This window comes from Maribacter sp. 1_2014MBL_MicDiv, assembly GCF_001865655.1.
In the GTDB taxonomy this organism is placed as follows: Bacteria; Bacteroidota; Bacteroidia; order Flavobacteriales; family Flavobacteriaceae; genus Maribacter; species Maribacter dokdonensis.
Map to the genome: position 1 here is coordinate 3003543 of NZ_CP011318.1, position 20028 is coordinate 3023570.

The following is a 20028-nucleotide window of genomic DNA, read 5'->3' on the forward strand; positions in this document are numbered from 1 at the left end:
AATGAACGATTACGATGCTGTACTTTTGTACTAGTATAGTTTCGATGGACAATATTTTTCAAAAACCGCTTATTGATCCAGCCAAGAGCCCTGTGTTTTATGGCTACGTTATTCTTTTCATAGGTACTATTGGGATTTATTGTAGTATACCTGGGCAAACTATTGGTGTCTCTGTCTTTACCGATCCCGTGAAAGATGCCTTGGGGCTTAGCCGTAATCAATTTAGTAATGCCTATATGATCGGTACCATTGTCAGTTCCTTGGTCATTGGTAGGGCAGGTGTTTGGTTTGATACCTATGGGGCGCGTTATGTAGCTTTCTTTGCTGCCATAACTTTGGGTGTTACCTTATTCTTGTGTTCTTGGTCTGCAATAATGAGTTCTTATATAAAAGATTTATTATCGGTAGATACTTGGATGGTGCCCTTTGTATTAATGACCGTATTGTTCTTTATGCTTCGTTTTGCGGGTCAAGGGGTTTTGACCATGGCATCTAGAAATGTAATTATGATATGGTTCGATAATAACAGGGGTAAAGTCAACTCATTTAGTAGTGTGGCACTTTCCTTTGGGTTTTCTTCTTCACCTTTATGGGTAAATGGGCTTATTGAAGGTTATGGATGGGAAAGTACTTGGCAATTTTTAGCTATTGGGCTTTTACTGTTCAGCATATTTATTTACACTTTCTATAAAATATCTCCAGAGAAGCATGGTCTATTGCCAGATGGTGCAAAGTCGCTTTCAACCGAAGATGAAAAACAAAAAGTAGTTACAAAGCAGTTTACCCTTACCGAAGCTAAAAAGGAAAGGGCTTTTTGGATGTACGGACTTACACTTGCCTTTAACAGCTTTTTTATTACGGGACTTACCTTTCATGTGGTGTCTATTTTTACACATGAAGGTTTTGCCAAGGAAGATGCCATTTCTATTTTCTTGCCAGGATCTGTAGTAGCGGTTACCGTCTCTACTATATTCAATTTTTTAAGTGATTATCTACCTTTGAAATTGTATTTGTATCTAATGTTAATGGGTGGTTTTCTGGCTTCTTTAGGGTTTTTATTGTTGTCTACAGCTGCTGGCGTACCTATGTTAATTGCCGGTTTTGGTATCCTGGGCGGATTCTTTGCCGTTTTGAATGCCGTAGCTTGGCCAAGGTTTTTCGGGAGGGCACATTTGGGGAGTATAACCGGTAAAATAATGAGTTTTTTAATATTGGCAAGTGCCTTGGCGCCTAGTATATTTAGCCTTTGTCTATCAACCTTTGGGTCTTATGAAATGGTTAGTTATTTGGGTTTGGCATTCTTGTTCTTTCTGGTTATTGGATCCTTGAAAGCCAATAATCCGCAGTAAAAAAATCATTTTTAACTTTATCGGTCAACATATTGTGGTTCAAGTAGAAATCAATCTATCTTTACAAAAACACTACAAATGGATTTGAATTTAGCGGTACTGATAGATGGGGATAATATACCTTCTGCCTATGTAAAAGAAATGATGGAAGAAATTGCCAAATATGGCAACCCTACCATTAAACGTATTTATGGCGATTGGACCAATCCGCGTTTGGGAAAATGGAAAAACGTACTGCTGGAGAATGCCATAACACCTATTCAACAATATGGGTATACCCAAGGTAAGAATGCAACCGATTCTGCTATGATTATCGATGCTATGGATATCTTATATTCTGGTAAGGTAAACGGATTTTGTATTGTAAGTAGTGATAGTGATTTTACAAGACTGGCAACAAGATTGCGAGAAGCAGGTATGCAGGTTTTTGGAATTGGTGAACGCAAAACACCCAATCCATTTATTGTGGCTTGCGATAAGTTCATCTATATTGAAATTCTTAAAAGTAGAAGCGAAGAAGAAGCTGCGGATAACAATAAGACCCCTACTGAAAAAAATACCGTTGATAAAATTACCCCAAAGGCATTACGCTTTATTGCCACCACTATTGACGATGTAGCCGATGATGACGGATGGGCTTTTTTAGGTGATGTTGGTAGTTTACTTCAGAAAAAGCAACCCAATTTTGATTCTCGTAATTATGGATTTCAAAAATTGACGCCTTTGATCAATTCCATCCCACATTTTGAAATTGAAAGACGTGAGGACTCCAAAGGGCGTAAAAAATTGATTTACGTAAAAATTAAGGAAAAGGTTTCTTCAAAGGCAAAAAAGTAAAACAAAACTGTATTTCATTACTATTGTTTTAAAACGATCATATTAGTTTGTATTTTTCAGTACAAATTAAAATGCTATGTATCGTAAGCTGTGGTTTTTGGCTGTTGTTATTATTTTGGGGTCATGTAAAGAATCCTCAAGAAAAGAGCAAGTAAATTTAGCAAGACCAATTGCTGAGGTGTTTGCTGAATTTTATGAATTCAAAAAAGGAATTAATCCTATAGAGGCTACCAAAGCTGGTTATTATGAGTATAATGACACCATAGCTAATTACATTTCAGACGACTATATTTTACATTTAAAAGATTGGTATACCCACTTCTTAGAGGAGTTAGGTAAGTATGATTCCACTCAAATCAGTGCGGAAGACTACATGAGTCTTCGCGTAATGCAATGGGATTGTAATGTAAAACTAGAAGGTGTCATGAATCCAATGGTTACTGTGGCTTCACCAATTTATGATCTGCCCAGTTTTGAGTTAATGCCCCTTTTTCAAATTCAATCGTTGCATTTGTACGTGGCGCAATTGGCAGGTGGTACCAGTGTTCAGCCTTTTAAAAGCATAGAAGATTATAATAACTGGCTCAGTAGATTAGAGGATTACCTTTTTTTTTTAGATACGTCAATAGCAAAGATGAAGGTGGGCATGGACAAAGGTATTGTATTGCCCAAGGTATTGACATTAAAAATGTTGCCGCAAGTTCGTTCTTTTATAGATGTTCCATTAGAAGATAATTTATTCTTTAAACCCGTTTTAAATTTTCCGGATGGTATATCTGACGTAGATATGGATATTCTAAAAAGTAACTATGAAGATTTCGTTCAGGAGAAGTTGACACCCAAATATGTGGAATTAAATGATTTTTTAACAAATGAGTACTTGCCTAAATGTAGAGCGTCTAGCGGCTTGCTAGATTTGCCAAATGGTAAGGAGACGTACAAGTATTTAATTAAATTACATACGACTACGAATATGAGTGCAGATGAAATTCATGAATTGGGTTTGTCTGAAGTAGACCGTATTTCCAAAGAGATGGAAGCTGTTAAAAATGAGATTGGGTTTACGGGAGATTTAAAGTCTTTTTTCAATTCTCTTAGAAATAAGAAAGAATTAATGCCTTTTTCTAAACCAGAAGAGGTTATAGAAAATTTTAATGCCATTAATGACCGCATAGCTGTGCGTATAGATTCTTTATTTAATTTAACCCCTAAGGCAGGTTTCAATGTACGAAGAACTGAAGCGTTTAGAGAAGCATCTGCCAGTGCCGAGTATGTGCCTGGATCAAAAGATGGTTCTAGGGCAGGTATTTTTTATGTGCCAATTCCAGATGTAAAGGCGTATAATATGGTTCATGATGAGGCGTTGTTTTTACATGAGGCCATACCGGGCCACCATTTTCAATTAAGCTTACAGCAAGAGAACAATAGTCTTCCAGAGTTTTTACATCCTGAAAGTATGGGTGTGTTTGTAGAAGGTTGGGCTCTCTATGCAGAGTCGTTAGGCAAGGAATTGGGAATTTATACTGACCCTTATCAATATTTTGGCATGTTGAGTATGGAGATGCATAGAGCTATAAGATTAGTGGTAGATACCGGTATTCATGCAAAAGGCTGGAGTAGGGAGAAAGCCATACAATATTCTTTGGATAACGAGGCAGAATCTGAAGAAAGCATAATTGCTGAAATTGAACGGTATATGGCAACACCGGGGCAAGCCTTATCTTATAAAATGGGTCAATTAAAGATCAGACAATTGAGAACTAAGGCAGAAAAAGCTTTGGGAGACAATTTTAATATAAGGGATTTTCATAGTCAGATATTAAATTCTGGGAGTTTGCCTTTGGTATTATTAGAAGAGAAGATAGATAATTGGATCGCACAACAAGAAATGTAAGGTGCTTAAAGACCAATTAACAGGTGTAATAATCAATGAGAATCAACGTTTAGAAATTATAGTTTAACATAGCCATTAATGAAGACCATTAAATTTATAGTTCAAGTGATAGCGCTTTGCGTTGTTTTGTGCTCTTTTACAACTACGGAAAATTATCCGTATAAAAATTCTGTTGCAAAAGAAACGATAGTTTTGATAAGTACAGATTCTGTTTTGGGAGTTTGGAAATATACTATGACAAATGTGGATGCACCTTATGAGAAAGGTATGTTCTTTATTACCCAAAAAGGTGATTCCTATGATGTTGCCTTAAAACTTGGAACCGGTATGCTTACAGGTCAAGATGTGGTGGTTAAGGATAATGGTATTAATTTCAATGTAAATTTTGAAGGGCTAAAACGTGTGTCGTTTGTATTGGTCGTAGAGAATGATAAAATTGTAGGAGAAAGTTATTCTGCAATAGGTACCAGTGAAATTTTTGGCGTTCGTCAACTACCTGGACAATAAATATTTAGAACTTTAGGAAAAAATACTTAGTTTTCAATATTATTTGAAGCATGCTTATTCATGTTTGCTTTGTAATGTTGCTAACTAACTATATCGTTTTGAAAAAACTACTTCCAATCCTACTTGTTATTTTAACAGGTTGCGAACTCATGAAAGAAAAAGTTGATCTGGTTATTGTAAATGCCAAGGTCTATACTGTTGATGATTCTTTCTCAGAAGCCCAAGCTTTTGCCGTTCAAGACGGTAAGTTTATTGCTGTGGGTACTACAGATGAAATTAGGGATGTGTATACCTCTGATCAGTTAATAGATGCTGATGGTAGGGCAATTACCCCTGGATTAATTGATGCACATTGCCACTTTTATGGGTTAGGGCTTAATCAACAACTTGTAAATTTAGTGGGTACCAAGAGTTTTGATGAGGTATTGGAACGTGTTAAGGAGTTTCATGCAGCAAATCCTAAATCATTTTTGAGGGGCAGAGGCTGGGATCAGAATGATTGGGAGGTTAAAGAATTCCCTACTAAAGCCGAATTAGATACTATTTTTCCTGATATTCCTGTTGCATTGGAACGTGTAGACGGTCACGCTTACTTGGTGAATCAAAAAGCATTGGACATGGCGGGTATTGATTGGAGTACCAAAGTGGAAGGTGGTGAAATTGTGAAGAAATGGGAGAATGGCTATTCTGGTATTACCGGAGTTTTGGTTGATAACCCTATGCAACTGATTGATAGTATTATGCCTTCACCAAGTTTAAATGATAAAATTAAGGCATTGAAAGATGCTGAAAGAATTAGTTTAAACCACGGTCTAACTACTGTCAACGATGCAGGTTTGGATAGAAATACCATAGAGCTTATTGATAGTTTGCAGCAGGCCGGTGAGCTATCCATAAAAATCTATGCAATGGTCAGTAATAATAAAGAAGATGTTGATTATTATATAAACAAAGGACCAATTAAAACCGACCGATTGAACGTTAGGTCTGTTAAGGTTTATGGTGATGGGGCATTGGGTTCTAGAGGCGCGGCGCTAAAAGAAGAGTATAGTGATTTGCCCAATCATTTTGGTGCTATGATAACGCCTGTAGATGAAATTGAAGCTCTAGCGGAAAAATTGGCACGGTCGGAATACCAAATGAATACCCATGCAATAGGTGATTCTGCAAACGTTGCTGTTTTGAGAGCATATAAAAAAGTGTTACAGGGTAAAGAGGATAGACGTTGGAAAATTGAGCATGCCCAAGTATTGACCGATAACGATTTTGATTTTTTTGAAAGCGGTATAATTCCATCAGTACAACCTACACACGCTACTAGTGATATGTATTGGGCAGAGGATCGTTTGGGAGACAGGGTAAAAGGGGCTTATGCTTTTAAGACCTTGTTGAACAAGGCAGGTACTATAGCGTTGGGAACAGACTTTCCGGTAGAGGATGTTAGTCCGTTTTTAACCTTTTATGCAGCAGTGGCCAGACAAGATACGAGTGGATTTCCAAAAGGAGGTTTTCAAATGGAAGAAGCCTTGACTAGGGAAGAGACTTTAAAAGGAATGACTATTTGGGCAGCTTATTCAAATTTTGAAGAAGAAGAGAAAGGAAGTATAGAACCTGGTAAATCTGCCGATTTTGTTATCTATGATAAAGATATGATGACCATACCATTAAATGAAATTCCCACTATAAAGGCAGAACAAACGTTTATAGATGGTATTGTTAGATAATAAAGAAGCATAAAAAAACCTCGGTCTAGGACCGAGGTTTTTGTTTTAATACTGTGTACTTTAAAATTACATTGTAATTGGTACTGCAACTCTTGTCTTATCCCAGCCCATTACTAAAGATGTACTACCTTTAGCATCTTTGAATGCAATTGAGAATTCTTCTAATGAAGCGCTATCAGAACCATTAGGTACTTTTACACGTGCAACATCTGCAGATTCATCATAAAAATATGAACCCCATTGGTTTAAATTCTTATTTAAAATTACGGTCCACTCTTCTTCACCAGGTATGGTGAACAATGAATAAGTACCAGCTTTGATATCTTTACCTCCAAAATTAACATCCTTGTAGAAAGTAATTTCCGGAGCTTCGTTGGCACCAGTTCTCCATACCTTACCAGTAGGAGCCAATTCGTCCATAGAACGACCTTTTAATTGAGGTCTACCGTAAATAATACGAACCGCTTTTTCAGAAACTTTGTAATCTGTTGGGTAAGCAGCCATATCCATAGGGCTTTTGTCAATACCAGAGAAATCTTGAGCAGATACCGAAGTGGTCATCACTACAGCTAACATTAATGTTGCGAGTGTAAATACTTTTTTCATAATTATTGTTTAGTTTTTTTCTAGGTCATAAAACTAAGCAGTTCCTTACAGTGATATTTATAAAAAGAAGTTAAATTTTGGAAAGTTACATTTCGCCATATTTAGAACGTTAATTGCTTCTAAAATCTATCATATATAATATAAAATGAATTTTATAATTACAATTTGTAAGTATATTTAGAATATATGTTTGTTAATTGAAACTATAACTAGATATTTGTATCATAATTGATATAATAATTAGATTATGTGTGGAATAGTATGTGCATTTGATGTTAAGGAAAGTACTGAAGTACTTAGACCTCAACTTTTAGAAATGTCAAAAAAGATTAGACATAGAGGTCCGGATTGGAGTGGTATCTATGCTGATGATAAAGCCATTTTAGCTCATGAGCGTTTGGCAATTGTAGATCCAGCTTCTGGAAAACAACCATTATTGAGTCCTAATGGTAAATTGATATTGGCTGCCAATGGTGAAATATATAATCATAGAGAATTACGTAAGCAGTTTGAAGGTAAGTACGATTTTAAAACGGAGTCTGACTGTGAAGTTATATTAGCGCTTTATCAAGAAAAAGGTGTTGATTTTATTGATGAAATGAACGGAATTTTTGGTTTCACAATTTATGATGCGGAAAAGGACGAATATTTTGTAGCTCGTGATCATATGGGGATTATTCCATTATACATGGGATGGGATAAAAACGGTACTTTCTATGTAGCATCAGAATTAAAAGCTTTAGAAGGTACATGTACTAAAATAGAGTTATTTCCTCCGGGGCATTATTTGCATAGTTCAGACGGTGAACTTAAGAAATGGTATTCCAGGGATTGGATGGAGTATGATGCGGTTAAGGAAAACGAAACCAGTATTAAGGAAATTAAAGAAGCCTTAGAAGCTGCTGTTCATAGACAATTAATGTCTGATGTGCCTTACGGTGTATTATTGTCTGGCGGGTTGGATTCTTCGGTAACTTCCGCAATAGCTAAGAAATATGCCCAAAAGCGTATTGAGAGTGGAGATACTGCAGATGCGTGGTATCCACAATTACATTCATTCTCGGTGGGTCTAGAGGGATCTCCAGATTTGGCTGCTGCACAAAAGGTAGCTGATCATATTGGAACCGTACACCATGAAATTAAATTTACTATACAAGAAGGTTTAGACGCTATAAAAGATGTAGTGTATAACCTGGAAACTTATGATATTACCACCATTAGAGCTTCTACGCCTATGTACTTAATGGCGCGTGTCATAAAATCTATGGGTATTAAAATGGTACTTTCCGGTGAGGGTGCAGATGAGTTGTTTGGCGGATATCTATATTTCCACAAAGCACCTAATGCACAAGAATTTCATGAAGAAACCGTACGTAAGTTAAGTAAGCTGCATATGTATGATTGCTTAAGGGCGAACAAGTCTTTGGCTTCATGGGGAATAGAAGGTAGAGTTCCCTTCTTGGATAAAGAATTTATGGATGTTGCTATGCGTATCAACCCTCAGGATAAGATGATCAACGGTGAACGTATGGAGAAGTGGGTCGTAAGAAAGGCTTTTGAAGATATGTTACCAGAAAGTGTTGCATGGAGACAGAAAGAACAATTTTCTGATGGAGTTGGATATAGTTGGATAGATACTTTGAAAGAAGTGGTAAACCAAGAGGTGAGCGATGAGCAATTGGCGAACGCTAAATTTAGATTTCCATTACAGACACCTACATCAAAAGAAGAATTTTATTACCGTTCCATATTTGAAGAGCATTTTCCTTCAGACGCTGCTGCGTTATGCGTACCACAAGAAGCTTCTGTAGCTTGTAGTACTCAAATTGCTCTAGAATGGGATGAAGCATTCAAGAACATGAACGATCCATCTGGTAGAGCGGTTGCATTTGTTCATGATGATGCATACGTTAAGCAATAGGGTTTGAATTAGTCATTAATACTTATTGTAAGAACCCGTCTAATTCTTTAGACGGGTTTGTTTTTTTTATGAATTGTTTCATCATTGCTTAGATGTCATTGATCATCTGCTTTAGCTTTTCTTTTGATTCACCGGTTTTTTCTTGTATTCTTCCCAGTAATTCATCAGACTTACCTTCAGCATATGTTAGATCATCGTCTGTAAGGTCACCATACTTTTGCTTAAGTTTTCCTTTTGCGATATTCCACTTTCCTTTAAATTGTTCTTCATTCATGATATATTGTTTTTAAGATTATACCTCTAAGTTAATGACCACATGTAAAGGAAATCTTAATAAATCCCCATTATGATCAATAACGCAAACATTGATTTTTTTACCGTTAATTTTGAGAAGTTTTGTTGACCGGGTGTATCATTTCTAAGGCATTTTGCACATTTAAGAGGTAGTTCCGGTTATTTGATATCTATAAATGAGGTCTTGGTTGTATTATTTAATGTTTTCAATACAACCTTACCTAACATTGATACTTTAGGTAGCTCTGTTTTTTAGGATAGAATCTCTAATTTTCCACAATAATTGTTGATAACTTGCCATTGCCCAATTACTAGGAAGGCTATATTTCATGGGGTATTGCGTATATTTGTAAGATTGCAAAATTTGAAGTAAAACAACCTTAATTTTATGAGCGAAGAAGCAAATAAGAAAAATTATTCGGCAGATAGTATTCAGGCCTTGGAAGGTATGGAGCACGTACGTATGCGTCCATCCATGTATATAGGTGATGTTGGGGTCCGTGGTTTGCACCATTTAGTATATGAAGTAGTCGATAACTCTATTGATGAGGCTATGGGAGGTCATTGTGACAACATTAGCGTTATCATAAATGAAGATAATTCCATAACTACAAGGGATAACGGTAGGGGTATTCCTGTAGATTTACATAAAAAGGAAGGTGTTTCTGCACTTGAGGTTGTAATGACCAAGATCGGTGCCGGTGGTAAATTCGATAAAGATTCTTATAAAGTATCGGGTGGTCTTCACGGTGTTGGTGTTTCGTGTGTAAACGCTCTTTCTGATCATTTGACCGCTACGGTTTTTAGGGACGGTGTAATTTGGCAACAAGAATATGAGCGTGGTAAGGCTTTATATCCGGTAAAGAGAATAGGGGAGACCGAAGATAGGGGTACAGAAGTTACTTTTCATCCGGATAATACCATATTCACCCAAACCATTGAATATAGTTATGAAACCTTGGCAAATAGAATGCGCGAGCTTTCTTTCTTGAACAAAGGGGTTACTATTAGTATTACCGATAAACGTCAGAAAGACGAGAAAGGGGAATACGTTGGTGAAACGTTCTTTTCCAATGAAGGATTAAAGGAATTTGTTAAGTTTTTAGATGGCAACCGTGAGTCATTAATACAAGGGGTTATAGCAATGGAAGGGGAAAAGAATGATATTCCTGTAGAAGTAGCTATGATTTACAATACTAGTTATACTGAGAATCTTCATTCGTATGTAAATAACATTAATACTCATGAAGGTGGTACACATTTATCTGGTTTTAGAAGAGGTCTTACTTCTACCCTGAAAAAATATGCCGATGCTTCTGGTATGTTGGATAAATTGAAATTCGAAATTCAAGGTGATGATTTCCGTGAAGGTTTAACGGCAATTGTGTCTGTTAAGGTTTCTGAGCCGCAATTCGAAGGTCAGACAAAAACCAAATTAGGAAACCGTGAGGTTTCCGCAGCAGTAAGTCAGGCAGTTTCTGAAATGCTGACAGACTACCTAGAGGAGCATCCAGATGATGCAAAGACCATTGTACAAAAAGTAATTCTTGCGGCGCAGGCTAGACATGCAGCTTCTAAAGCTCGTGAAATGGTTCAGCGTAAAAATGTAATGAGTGGTGGTGGTTTGCCAGGTAAACTATCAGATTGCTCTGAGCAGGACCCAGAAAAGTGCGAAATATTCCTAGTTGAGGGAGATTCGGCGGGTGGTACTGCCAAAATGGGACGTGATCGTAATTTTCAAGCGATCCTACCGCTTCGAGGTAAGATTTTGAATGTTGAGAAAGCCATGCAACATAAGGTTTTTGAAAACGAGGAAATTAAGAATATGTATACTGCCCTGGGGGTAACCATTGGTACAGAAGAGGATAGTAAAGCATTGAATCTAGATAAGTTAAGATACCATAAGGTAGTCATCATGTGTGATGCCGATGTTGATGGTAGTCATATTGAAACCTTGATCTTAACATTCTTCTTCCGTTATATGAGAGAATTGGTAGAGAATGGGCATATTTATATTGCTACTCCACCTCTTTATCTGGTTAAAAAAGGTCAGAAAAAGAGATATGCTTGGAGTGATAAAGAACGCGATGAAATTGCAGATAGCTACAGTGGTGGTGTAAGTATTCAAAGATATAAGGGTCTTGGTGAAATGAACGCTGAACAATTATGGGACACTACCATGAATCCTGAATACAGAACATTGCGCCAAATAACGATAGACAACGCAACTGAAACCGATCGTGTTTTCTCAATGCTTATGGGTGATGAAGTACCGCCTAGAAGAGAATTTATTGAGAAGAATGCTGTTTATGCAAACATTGACACATAGAAAATACCTATTACACAACAAAAACCTGCGTCTACGGCGCAGGTTTTTTAGTTTTAGGTAAAATTTGAATCATGAAGAATTTATTTACGTGTGTTTTTCTAGGGGCATGTTTAACTACTGTTGCTCAGGCAGATTTTAATAATGTACTAGCTGCCGGAGTTGAAGATGCAGAACGATTTACGACCGATTTTATGGCACCACTCTCTGAAAGTGTGGTATATAGTATGTCAACAGGGTGGTATAATACTGCGGATGCAAAACCCTTGGGCGGATTTGAAATTTCTATCATCGGTAATATCACGGGCTTTAAGAACAAGGAGGATAAGAAAACTTTTATCCTGGATCCCAGTGATTATGAGAATTTAGATTTTGTGGAAAACCCAGGTGTGGCCAGAGAAGTGTCAACGGCTTTAGGGGATATTTCTGGAACTCAGGTTTATGTAGAAGGTGAGGTATTGGGGGTAACCGTTAGAGAAACATTTGAGCTGCCATCGGGCTTGGCAGGTGAAAATATCGATTTTGTACCGTCGGGTTATTTGCAAGCAAGTGTTGGTGTTATAAAGGGAACTGAAGTTAAAGCAAGGTTTTTGCCTAAAATGGAATATGAAGATGCATCTATAGGACTATTTGGCTTAGGTATACAACATGATTTTACGAAATTGTTGCCTGCGGATAAAATTTTACCAGTGGCAATTTCTGCCGTTATTGGGTATACGAATATCAATGGTGATTATGATTTAAGTAATGCCAGGTTAATAGAAGGTGAAAATCAACGTATAGAGGCAGAAATCAGTAGTTGGGCATTTGGTGCTGTAGTATCTACAAAGTTGCCTATCATTAATTTTTATGGAGGTGTAAATTATATTACTGGTAAGTCGGTAACAGATGTTTTAGGAACGTACAGAGTTAATAGTGGACCATTTGAATCTGAAACTTATGAAGATCCTTTTTCGATCGTAAAAAAAGTAAATGGGGTAACAGGTACTTTGGGAACGAAACTAAAATTAGGTTTCTTTAGGCTGAATGCTGAGTATAATCTAGGAGAATTCAATACTGCTACTGTAGGTATAAACTTTGGTTTTAGGTAAATCAGAAGTAAATAATATCAAGGTTTAAAAATCAAGTATTGAGAATTTTGGGTTCATCCCTGTTCTAGCGTTGTATTAAGAGATGCTAAATAGTATTGATTTTGAGATAAATCTGGCTTTTGATATACCTTGATTTTTAAACTTTAACTTGAATTCTCTTGTTTCCAACAACCAACAAATAGAGAACACATAGGAATAAAAAAGACTGCCCAGATCCCTCCGGACAGCCTTTTTCCCATGGCCCTGTTAAAATCGTTTATTCCCTTATTGCCAAGGTGGCACCATCTTTCTTTTGAAGGTAAACATTCTCTTCAGAAGATTTTATGGTGATAATATTATTGGGCTTTCCTTCTAGACCTTTATACTCAACCGTATAAACATCGTCTTGTTTAGACCAGTTAAAGTCTGTTTTTAAGGTAATGGTAGAACCTTCAATTTCATGATATCTACCAAGATAGACATCATTAAAAATCCATTCTTTACGAATAGTTTGTTTAGAAGAGCTTTCGGTTACGATCAAATCGGATTGTGACCAAATTCCAATGATGGGATCGGTGTTTTGTTCAATGCGAGAACAGTTCGCAAGAAACACAATGGCACATATGGCCAACAAAGAGAGGAACTTCTTAGTCATAAGTAGGTTAATTTTATGGTGGATTTGGGATCCATAGTATTTAACGTGACTAGTTTCGGCTTATTATTAAAATTCGATGTATGGTCACTATTTGACGATTTCTTCGTTAAAGCGCAATTTTTTTTAACAAAATGTGCATTTTATCGATGTTTTTAATCACTTTTTCAGTTAATTAAATCAAGTGGCTAGTAGCATAATTCGTCAATAAATACCTATTTTTGAAGTGAAAATTCAATACACATAAGATGGCTATTCCATTTTATATATAATAATTCATAAAATAATAATAAATGAAAGTTACAGTAGTTGGTGCTGGTGCAGTAGGTGCTAGTTGTGCAGAATACATTGCCATTAAAGATTTTGCATCAGAAGTGGTTATTTTGGACATTAAAGAAGGCTATGCGGAAGGTAAAGCAATGGATTTAATGCAAACTGCGTCATTAAACGGTTTTGATACAAAAATAACAGGTAGCACAAACGATTATTCTAAAACGGCCGATAGTCATGTTGCGGTAATTACATCTGGTATTCCAAGAAAACCAGGTATGACCAGAGAAGAATTGATCGGTATTAATGCAGGAATCGTAAAAACGGTTTCTAGCAATCTTTTAGAGCATTCTCCTAATGTCATCATTATCGTAGTAAGTAACCCTATGGATACTATGACGTACTTGGTACATAAAACTACTGGTTTACCAAAGAACAGAATAATAGGTATGGGTGGTGCTTTAGACAGCGCACGTTTTAAGTATCGTTTAGCAGAGGCTATGGAAGCTCCTATTTCTGATATAGACGGTATGGTAATTGGTGGTCATAGTGATACCGGTATGGTGCCATTAACATCTCACGCAACCAGAAATAGCATACGTGTGTCTGAATTCTTATCAGAAGAGAGATTACAACAAGTAGCGGATGATACTAAAGTAGGTGGTGCTACATTGACCAAGTTATTAGGTACTAGCGCTTGGTATGCTCCTGGTGCAGCAGTTTCTTCTATGGTACAGGCAATTGCTTGTGATCAGAAGAAAATGTTCCCTTGTTCTACATTACTTGATGGTGAATACGGTCTTAAAGATATCTGTATAGGTGTTCCTGTAATTTTAGGTAAAGACGGTATAGAGAAAGTAGTTGATATACCTTTAAGTGATGCTGAAAAAGCTAAAATGAAGGAAAGTGCTGCTGGTGTAAGTAAAACTAACGGACTTTTAGAGCTGTAGTTAATACCGCTAAATCATATTTGAACCCTTTGTGACATTGTTGCAAAGGGTTTCTTTTTCTAAGAAGATAGGCTTCAGGTACATATATTGTAAAAAATATACTACCTAGCATATTTTTCTTTTTATATTTGCCGCATGAATGCAAAATGGTGCGTAAGTACTTTATTTATTATTCTAGCCCTATTAGGGTTATGTCAAGAGCAAAAGAAAGCTTCTAATCAACAGATTTCATTGGAATTTGCTGATGTGGAATTAGCTTCAAATACTGCCCATGATGAAATATTGGCTGTAATAACTAAAAAATTACAGGTTTTAGGTGTCGATACCATTGAGGTAATAGAGAATGACGAAACACAATTAAGTATTCGTTATTACAGTGATGTTGATGCTGAAAGCGTTAAAAAGTTTCTTTCACAAGAAGGTCGGTTTTTAGCGAATGAAGATGAAATTCCAACCGAAGATGATTCTGATGGACTACCCGGTCAATATAATCTGGTTGTTTTAGATCTTCATCAGCATACCGATAATGGATATCAAATTAAAGCTACACTTGTTGTTGGTCAAGATCATAATTTTGATTCCAAGGTTATTCCGGTAGTACCGCCTTTAACCAATAAATTTACTTTAGAGTTCAATGCTACTGTAGAATTGGCTCTTAAAATCAATAGCAAGGTTGCTATTGTTGCAAATAATACTTCACATCAAATTCCAGAGGTAAGGGCAGGACCCACCTGGATCAGAAATAGCTAAACTACAACATCTAATAAGACGTAATTATTTTGCGAAAAAGTAATACGCCTAGATTTTTAAACTACTTAATAAGTATAATCAACATAAATTAAATAAATAAAAATGCAGAATAAGGGACTTATAAAGCTATTTGCTTTATTATTCGGGTTAGTTAGTATTTACCAGCTATCCTATACTTTTGTTACAAGCAAAGTAGAAAAAGAAGCGAATACCTTCGCGGCCAGTCGTGTGTCTGAGGCAGAAGAGGGTTACGTGGCAAAGCGAGAAATGGTAGCGGCAAGCTATCTTGATTCTATCGGTAATAATACCGTTTTTGGCTACACCAATTATAATGAGGCTAAAAAGAAAGAATTGAACAAAGGTCTTGACCTTAAAGGGGGTATAAATGTTACCCTTCAAATTTCAGTAAAGGACATTTTAAAAGGATTGGCTAATAATACAAAGAGTCCTGTTTTCAACAAGGCTTTGGCAGATGCCGATGCAGCCTCTAAAAATAGCGATGATACGTATATTGAACTTTTCTTTGAAGCTTTTGACGCTATAAAGGGAGATACTAAATTGGCTTCACCAGATATCTTTGCTAACAAAGGTCTTAGTGATGAAATTAATTTTCAAATGTCTGATGATGAGGTTAAACCTATCATTAGAAGAAAAATAGATGAATCTATAGTATCTGCTTTTGAAGTGTTAAGAGAGCGTATTGATGGTTTTGGTGTTACACAGCCAAACATTCAAAGAGAAGGTAATTCTGGTCGTATATTGGTAGAGTTACCAGGTGCAAGAGATATTGCTCGTGCGCAAGATCTTTTATCAAGTACTGCTCAATTGGAGTTTTGGGAAACGTACAAGCAAAGCAATACCAGCTTTAGTACATTCTTAATTCAAGCGAATGAAAAGCTAAAAGAAATAGTTGAAGTAAAAGAACCAGAGCAAATTAAAGAAGAGTCAGAGTTAGATTCTTTGTTGTCCGATGTTTCTGCAGATTCTTTAGATTTGGCTACACAGGTGAATCCTTTGTATGAGTTATTGATTCCTGCTAACCCAGGTTCAAATGCAATGTTTCGTGCAGCTATAAAAGATACCGCTACTATTGGTTCTTATTTTAGAATGCCAGAAATTAGAAGATTGTTGCCTGCAGATATCCAGTTTACAAAGTTTGTATGGGAAAGACCATCTTCAGAAGATACAGAGGTTATTGATTTGTATGCATTAAAATCTAACCGCGATGGTACGCCAAGAATTAGTGGTGATGTTGTAAGTGATGCTAGAGCGGATTTTGATCAGTTCAGTAAGCCTGCAGTTTCAATGACCATGAATACCAAAGGAGCTAAAGAATGGGAAAAATTAACAGGTGATGCTTATAGCAATCAAACAGGTATAGCTATTGTTTTGGATAACAAAGTGTACACTGCTCCTGGTGTTTCTTCTGGTCCTATCTCTGGTGGTCGTTCAGAAATTACCGGAGACTTTACCGTAAACGAAACAAAAGATATTTCTAACGTACTTAGAGCCGGTAAACTTCCTGCTTCTGCAGAAATTATCCAGTCAGAGATTGTTGGTCCTTCTTTAGGTCAAGAAGCTATTGATAGTGGTTTTATGTCTTTCTTGATCGCTATGGCAATTGTTCTATTATGGATGATCGCATATTATGGTAAAGCAGGTGCTTTCGCAGATGTTGCTTTGTTATTGAACATTTTGTTGATCTTTGGTGTGTTAACCAGTTTGAATGCTGTGTTGACTCTACCTGGTATCGCAGGTATCGTATTAACGATCGGTATGTCTGTTGATGCCAACGTACTTATCTTTGAGCGTATTAAAGAAGAATTGGCAAAAGGTAAAGGTAAAAGTCAAGCCGTTGCCGATGGTTTTGGTAATGCATTGTCATCAATCTTAGATGCGAATATTACTACAGGTTTAACTGCAATCATATTATTCGTTTTTGGATCTGGACCAATTAAAGGTTTTGCAACAACGTTATTGATCGGTATTATAACTTCTTTATTTACCGCAATATTCATCACCCGTCTTTTGGTTGATTGGTATATTGGAGGAAAAGGTAGAAGCTTGGATTTCTCAACCGGAATTACAAAAAACCTATTCAAGGGAATCAATATCGATTTCTTGATCAAGAGAAAGATAGCTTATGTTGTTTCTGGAATATTGGTTTCCGTAGGCTTATTCTCTTTGTTCTTTGGTCCTGGATTACAACAAGGTGTTGACTTTGTGGGCGGTCGTTCCTACACTGTTCGTTTTGAGCAGCCTGTTAACCCTTCTGAAATTGCATCAGAATTAAATACCGTATTTGGTAGTGGAACTAACGTGAAAACTTACGGAGAGTCTAACCAAGTAAAAATAACTACTCCTTATAAAGTTGATGTTGAAGGAATTGAGGTAGATACTGAAATTCAAGATAAGTTATACACTTCTTTGCAAAAATACTTGCCAGATGGTATAAGTAAAGATGCTTTTGTTTTAGGAGGTGTTGATGATGAGGCAGTAGGAATATTACAATCTGTTAAGGTTGGTCCTACCATTGCAGATGATATTAAGAATAATGCCTTTTTGGCAATTCTAGGTTCATTGGCAGTAGTGTTCTTATACATATTATTCAGATTTAGAAGATGGCAGTTCTCATTGGGTGCCGTTGTTGCGGTATTCCATGATGTATTGATCGTTTTAGGTGTGTTCTCTATATTTGGAAAGCTAATGCCATTTAACATGGAAATAGACCAAGCATTTATTGCGGCTATTTTGACAGTAATCGGTTACTCATTGAATGATACGGTGGTAGTATTTGACCGTATTCGTGAGACTTTGGCAGAACGCGGCTGGAAAGGCGGTTCTAACATTAACTATGCAATAAACAGTACGTTAAGTAGAACGTTGAATACTTCTTTGACTACCTTAATTGTACTTTTGGCCATCTTTATATTTGGTGGAGAATCATTAAGAGGATTTATGTTCGCAATGATCGTAGGTGTTGTTGTAGGTACTTACTCTTCTGTATTTATTGCAACTCCTGTAATGTTCGATGCGTTGAGCAAGAAAATTACTTCTGGTAAAGAGTAGTTAAGAGTTTAACTAACTCAAATATAAAAGCCGTTCAGAAATGAACGGCTTTTTCTATTTTATACTACCTGTTGAACCAGTTTCATGTGGAGTAAGGTAAAAGGTCAGTTTTGGTTTTAGACCTTTTTCTTTTCTATGGGAAACAAAGATGATCGCGGCGTCCGTTTCTTCTGCAAATTTGTTGACCAAAGCTACTAACAATGCAGCGGAAGCATCATCCATACCTGCTGTGGGTTCATCTAATATTAATAATGGAGGTTGCTTTACCATGGCGCGTGCCGTCATGACCAGTCTTTGTTTACCCGTAGATAAAGTATTGAAAAAAGTATTTTTAATATCGTAAAGGTCTAATAGTGCCAGCCATTGCTTAATTATTCTTTGCTGAAACGCTGTTGGCTTTACATATAAGCCTACAGAATCATTTAAACCAGAGATAAGCATATTTTCAATTGAGTGTCTTCCGCTGAACTTATAGGTCATCGCAGGGGCGTAATAACCTATCTTTTTCTTGATGTCCCATACACTTTCACCACTACCTTTTTTACTGCCAAATAGGTGAATGTTTTGACCATAGGCTTTTGGGTTGTCACCAAAAATCATTGAAAGTATAGTAGATTTACCACTGCCATTGGTGCCTGATAGTTGCCAAAAGTCACCTTTGTTCACTGTCCAATTAATACTGTTCAATATTTTCTTTTCACCATAGGAAATACTTACATCTTTAAAATTGATCAACATATTAGGCAAGTTAATAAAGTCAATACCCGATTGTGGAACAGTGATGGTTGTAAAGCTTTCTGGGATTTGGATTTCGGCAGAAAGCGGACTTTCTATAACTTGAAAGTTGTTCTCTATAATACTGCCAAAATGGTTGATAAAAGAAAGCGTGTCTTCTTTTCTACTGGCCAGTTGAATAAAGGAAATATGCTTTGAGTGATTTTCAAGTATGGTTTTAAGATTTTCTTGAAAGGAAATGTCCAAATTATCAAAAGGATTATCTAGTATTATATAATCTGGCCGTTCATTAAGCAAGTAATGTAACAAGGCTCTTTTTTGCTCTCCACTAGACATGGTTTTTAACGATTGCCCGGCACTACTAATTATCTTAATGTCATGTTTATCTTCCTCGTCTATTAATTTTTCTAGGGTAAAATGAGAGAAAAGTCTTCCTGTTTTTTGTTTAAAATATTGGAGTTCAATAGGTGTTCTTCCTTGTTGAAAATCTTTAATGAAACCTTTCTTGTTTGAGTTGTTGTCTAAATATATTACCCAATGATTCATTTTGCGTTTATTCTATAAATATGAACTGTGTTATTATGGTAAGTGGTGGTAAAATCTATAAACATACCATTTTTCAATGCCGTTTTTTGCGATGGAATATTATCTACCTGTATAATTGAAATTAAACTGTTTGTCCATTTTTTTTCAAATGCTATATGTTTGCACTTTTCTGCAGCCTCAAAGGCGAAACCTTTTCGCCAATATTCTGGTAGAATGGAATAACCAATTTCAAACTCTTGTTCACCATCTACCTGTTGTAATAGAACACCACAGAGTCCAACCAAGGTGTTGGTGCCTTTTAAAAATAAAGCATTTAAACCACCTAGGTTTGCCTTATATCTCTCAAAGATTCTTTGAAATTGTTCTTCGCAGGCAACTCTAGGGTCGTTTGGTAGTCCAGACCAGTATTGGCTGCTTAATGGTTCTTCATGAAATGGTAGCCAGTGTTCAAAATCTAATGGTTTAACTTCTTTAAAAAGTAAACGATCAGATTCTTCATTGAATAAAACATATGCTGGCATTATTCTC

At 36.4% G+C, this 20028-nt stretch carries 16 protein-coding genes; 11 read left to right on the plus strand and 5 right to left on the minus strand.

Annotated features, from left to right (window positions below):
- Positions 1–44 precede the first annotated feature (44 nt).
- The 5 genes from YQ22_RS12640 (at position 45) to YQ22_RS12660 (ending at position 6311) form a co-directional block, all read left to right on the plus strand.
- Positions 45–1349 (plus strand): MFS transporter, encoded by a 1305-nt coding sequence (locus tag YQ22_RS12640; protein ID WP_071341486.1) that lies wholly within the window; start codon positions 45–47, stop codon positions 1347–1349.
- A gap of 78 nt (positions 1350–1427) precedes the next feature.
- Complete coding sequence (locus YQ22_RS12645; RefSeq protein WP_058103672.1) at positions 1428–2186, plus strand: NYN domain-containing protein; 759 nt, start codon at positions 1428–1430, stop codon at positions 2184–2186.
- Between the two features lie 76 nt (positions 2187–2262).
- Positions 2263–4080, plus strand: coding sequence for a DUF885 domain-containing protein (locus YQ22_RS12650; RefSeq protein WP_071341487.1), 1818 nt, complete (start codon positions 2263–2265; stop codon positions 4078–4080).
- Positions 4081–4158: 78 nt separating this feature from the next.
- Positions 4159–4587: a hypothetical protein gene (locus tag YQ22_RS12655; RefSeq protein ID WP_071341488.1), complete on the plus strand. Its 429-nt coding sequence runs from the start codon at positions 4159–4161 to the stop codon at positions 4585–4587.
- 149 nt (positions 4588–4736) lie between these two features.
- Positions 4737–6311 (plus strand): amidohydrolase, encoded by a 1575-nt coding sequence (locus YQ22_RS12660; RefSeq protein ID WP_232231184.1) that lies wholly within the window; start codon positions 4737–4739, stop codon positions 6309–6311.
- 66 nt (positions 6312–6377) lie between these two features.
- On the opposite strand, the gene YQ22_RS12665 is transcribed toward YQ22_RS12660, so the two are convergent.
- The gene (locus tag YQ22_RS12665; RefSeq protein WP_071341489.1) at positions 6378–6917 is read right to left on the minus strand and encodes a DUF2911 domain-containing protein; all 540 of its coding nucleotides are present in this window, start codon (positions 6915–6917) and stop codon (positions 6378–6380) included.
- Between the two features lie 247 nt (positions 6918–7164).
- Between YQ22_RS12665 and asnB the strand changes: the two genes are divergently transcribed.
- Positions 7165–8838 (plus strand): asparagine synthase B, encoded by a 1674-nt coding sequence (gene asnB / locus YQ22_RS12670; RefSeq protein WP_058103668.1) that lies wholly within the window; start codon positions 7165–7167, stop codon positions 8836–8838.
- Between the two features lie 88 nt (positions 8839–8926).
- Here the strand turns inward: asnB and YQ22_RS12675 are convergent, their stop codons facing one another.
- Positions 8927–9112 (minus strand): CsbD family protein, encoded by a 186-nt coding sequence (locus YQ22_RS12675; protein WP_058103667.1) that lies wholly within the window; start codon positions 9110–9112, stop codon positions 8927–8929.
- Between the two features lie 408 nt (positions 9113–9520).
- Between YQ22_RS12675 and gyrB the strand changes: the two genes are divergently transcribed.
- Both gyrB and YQ22_RS12685 read left to right on the plus strand, forming a co-directional pair.
- Complete coding sequence (gene gyrB / locus YQ22_RS12680) at positions 9521–11461, plus strand: DNA topoisomerase (ATP-hydrolyzing) subunit B (protein ID WP_071341490.1); 1941 nt, start codon at positions 9521–9523, stop codon at positions 11459–11461.
- A gap of 71 nt (positions 11462–11532) precedes the next feature.
- Entirely contained in the window at positions 11533–12549 is a 1017-nt protein-coding gene (locus tag YQ22_RS12685; RefSeq protein ID WP_071341491.1) for a DUF6588 family protein, read from the plus strand.
- A 256-nt stretch (positions 12550–12805) separates the two neighbouring features.
- Here YQ22_RS12685 and YQ22_RS12690 read toward each other — a convergent pair whose 3' ends face one another.
- The gene (locus YQ22_RS12690; protein ID WP_156894572.1) at positions 12806–13183 is read right to left on the minus strand and encodes a hypothetical protein; all 378 of its coding nucleotides are present in this window, start codon (positions 13181–13183) and stop codon (positions 12806–12808) included.
- A gap of 290 nt (positions 13184–13473) precedes the next feature.
- Between YQ22_RS12690 and YQ22_RS12695 the strand changes: the two genes are divergently transcribed.
- The 3 genes from YQ22_RS12695 (at position 13474) to secDF (ending at position 18219) form a co-directional block, all read left to right on the plus strand.
- Entirely contained in the window at positions 13474–14400 is a 927-nt protein-coding gene (locus YQ22_RS12695; RefSeq protein WP_071341492.1) for a malate dehydrogenase, read from the plus strand.
- 135 nt (positions 14401–14535) lie between these two features.
- Positions 14536–15150, plus strand: a complete 615-nt coding sequence (locus tag YQ22_RS12700) for a hypothetical protein (protein WP_071341493.1) — start codon at positions 14536–14538, stop codon at positions 15148–15150.
- 102 nt (positions 15151–15252) lie between these two features.
- Positions 15253–18219 (plus strand): protein translocase subunit SecDF, encoded by a 2967-nt coding sequence (gene secDF, locus YQ22_RS12705; RefSeq protein WP_071341494.1) that lies wholly within the window; start codon positions 15253–15255, stop codon positions 18217–18219.
- A 54-nt stretch (positions 18220–18273) separates the two neighbouring features.
- On the opposite strand, the gene YQ22_RS12710 is transcribed toward secDF, so the two are convergent.
- Both YQ22_RS12710 and YQ22_RS12715 read right to left on the minus strand, forming a co-directional pair.
- Positions 18274–19500 carry an ATP-binding cassette domain-containing protein gene (locus YQ22_RS12710; protein ID WP_071341495.1) on the minus strand — a complete coding sequence of 409 codons (1227 nt, stop codon included), beginning with the start codon at positions 19498–19500 and terminating at the stop codon, positions 18274–18276.
- Positions 19497–20021, minus strand: a complete 525-nt coding sequence (locus tag YQ22_RS12715) for a GNAT family N-acetyltransferase (RefSeq protein ID WP_071341496.1) — start codon at positions 20019–20021, stop codon at positions 19497–19499. The genes YQ22_RS12710 and YQ22_RS12715 overlap by 4 nt, the downstream gene beginning before the upstream one ends.
- Positions 20022–20028: the final 7 nt, after the last annotated feature.

Coding starts and splice junctions, on each gene's coding strand:
- YQ22_RS12710 (WP_071341495.1), bottom strand. CDS start 19,500: ATGAATCATTGGGTAATATATTTAGACAACAACTCAAACAAGAAAGGT.
- YQ22_RS12695 (WP_071341492.1), top strand. CDS start 13,474: ATGAAAGTTACAGTAGTTGGTGCTGGTGCAGTAGGTGCTAGTTGTGCA.
- YQ22_RS12655 (WP_071341488.1), top strand. CDS start 4,159: ATGAAGACCATTAAATTTATAGTTCAAGTGATAGCGCTTTGCGTTGTT.
- YQ22_RS12665 (WP_071341489.1), bottom strand. CDS start 6,917: ATGAAAAAAGTATTTACACTCGCAACATTAATGTTAGCTGTAGTGATG.
- gyrB (WP_071341490.1), top strand. CDS start 9,521: ATGAGCGAAGAAGCAAATAAGAAAAATTATTCGGCAGATAGTATTCAG.
- YQ22_RS12660 (WP_232231184.1), top strand. CDS start 4,737: ATGAAAGAAAAAGTTGATCTGGTTATTGTAAATGCCAAGGTCTATACT.
- YQ22_RS12685 (WP_071341491.1), top strand. CDS start 11,533: ATGAAGAATTTATTTACGTGTGTTTTTCTAGGGGCATGTTTAACTACT.
- asnB (WP_058103668.1), top strand. CDS start 7,165: ATGTGTGGAATAGTATGTGCATTTGATGTTAAGGAAAGTACTGAAGTA.
- YQ22_RS12650 (WP_071341487.1), top strand. CDS start 2,263: ATGTATCGTAAGCTGTGGTTTTTGGCTGTTGTTATTATTTTGGGGTCA.
- secDF (WP_071341494.1), top strand. CDS start 15,253: ATGCAGAATAAGGGACTTATAAAGCTATTTGCTTTATTATTCGGGTTA.
- YQ22_RS12645 (WP_058103672.1), top strand. CDS start 1,428: ATGGATTTGAATTTAGCGGTACTGATAGATGGGGATAATATACCTTCT.
- YQ22_RS12700 (WP_071341493.1), top strand. CDS start 14,536: ATGAATGCAAAATGGTGCGTAAGTACTTTATTTATTATTCTAGCCCTA.
- YQ22_RS12715 (WP_071341496.1), bottom strand. CDS start 20,021: ATGCCAGCATATGTTTTATTCAATGAAGAATCTGATCGTTTACTTTTT.
- YQ22_RS12675 (WP_058103667.1), bottom strand. CDS start 9,112: ATGAATGAAGAACAATTTAAAGGAAAGTGGAATATCGCAAAAGGAAAA.
- YQ22_RS12690 (WP_156894572.1), bottom strand. CDS start 13,183: ATGACTAAGAAGTTCCTCTCTTTGTTGGCCATATGTGCCATTGTGTTT.
- YQ22_RS12640 (WP_071341486.1), top strand. CDS start 45: ATGGACAATATTTTTCAAAAACCGCTTATTGATCCAGCCAAGAGCCCT.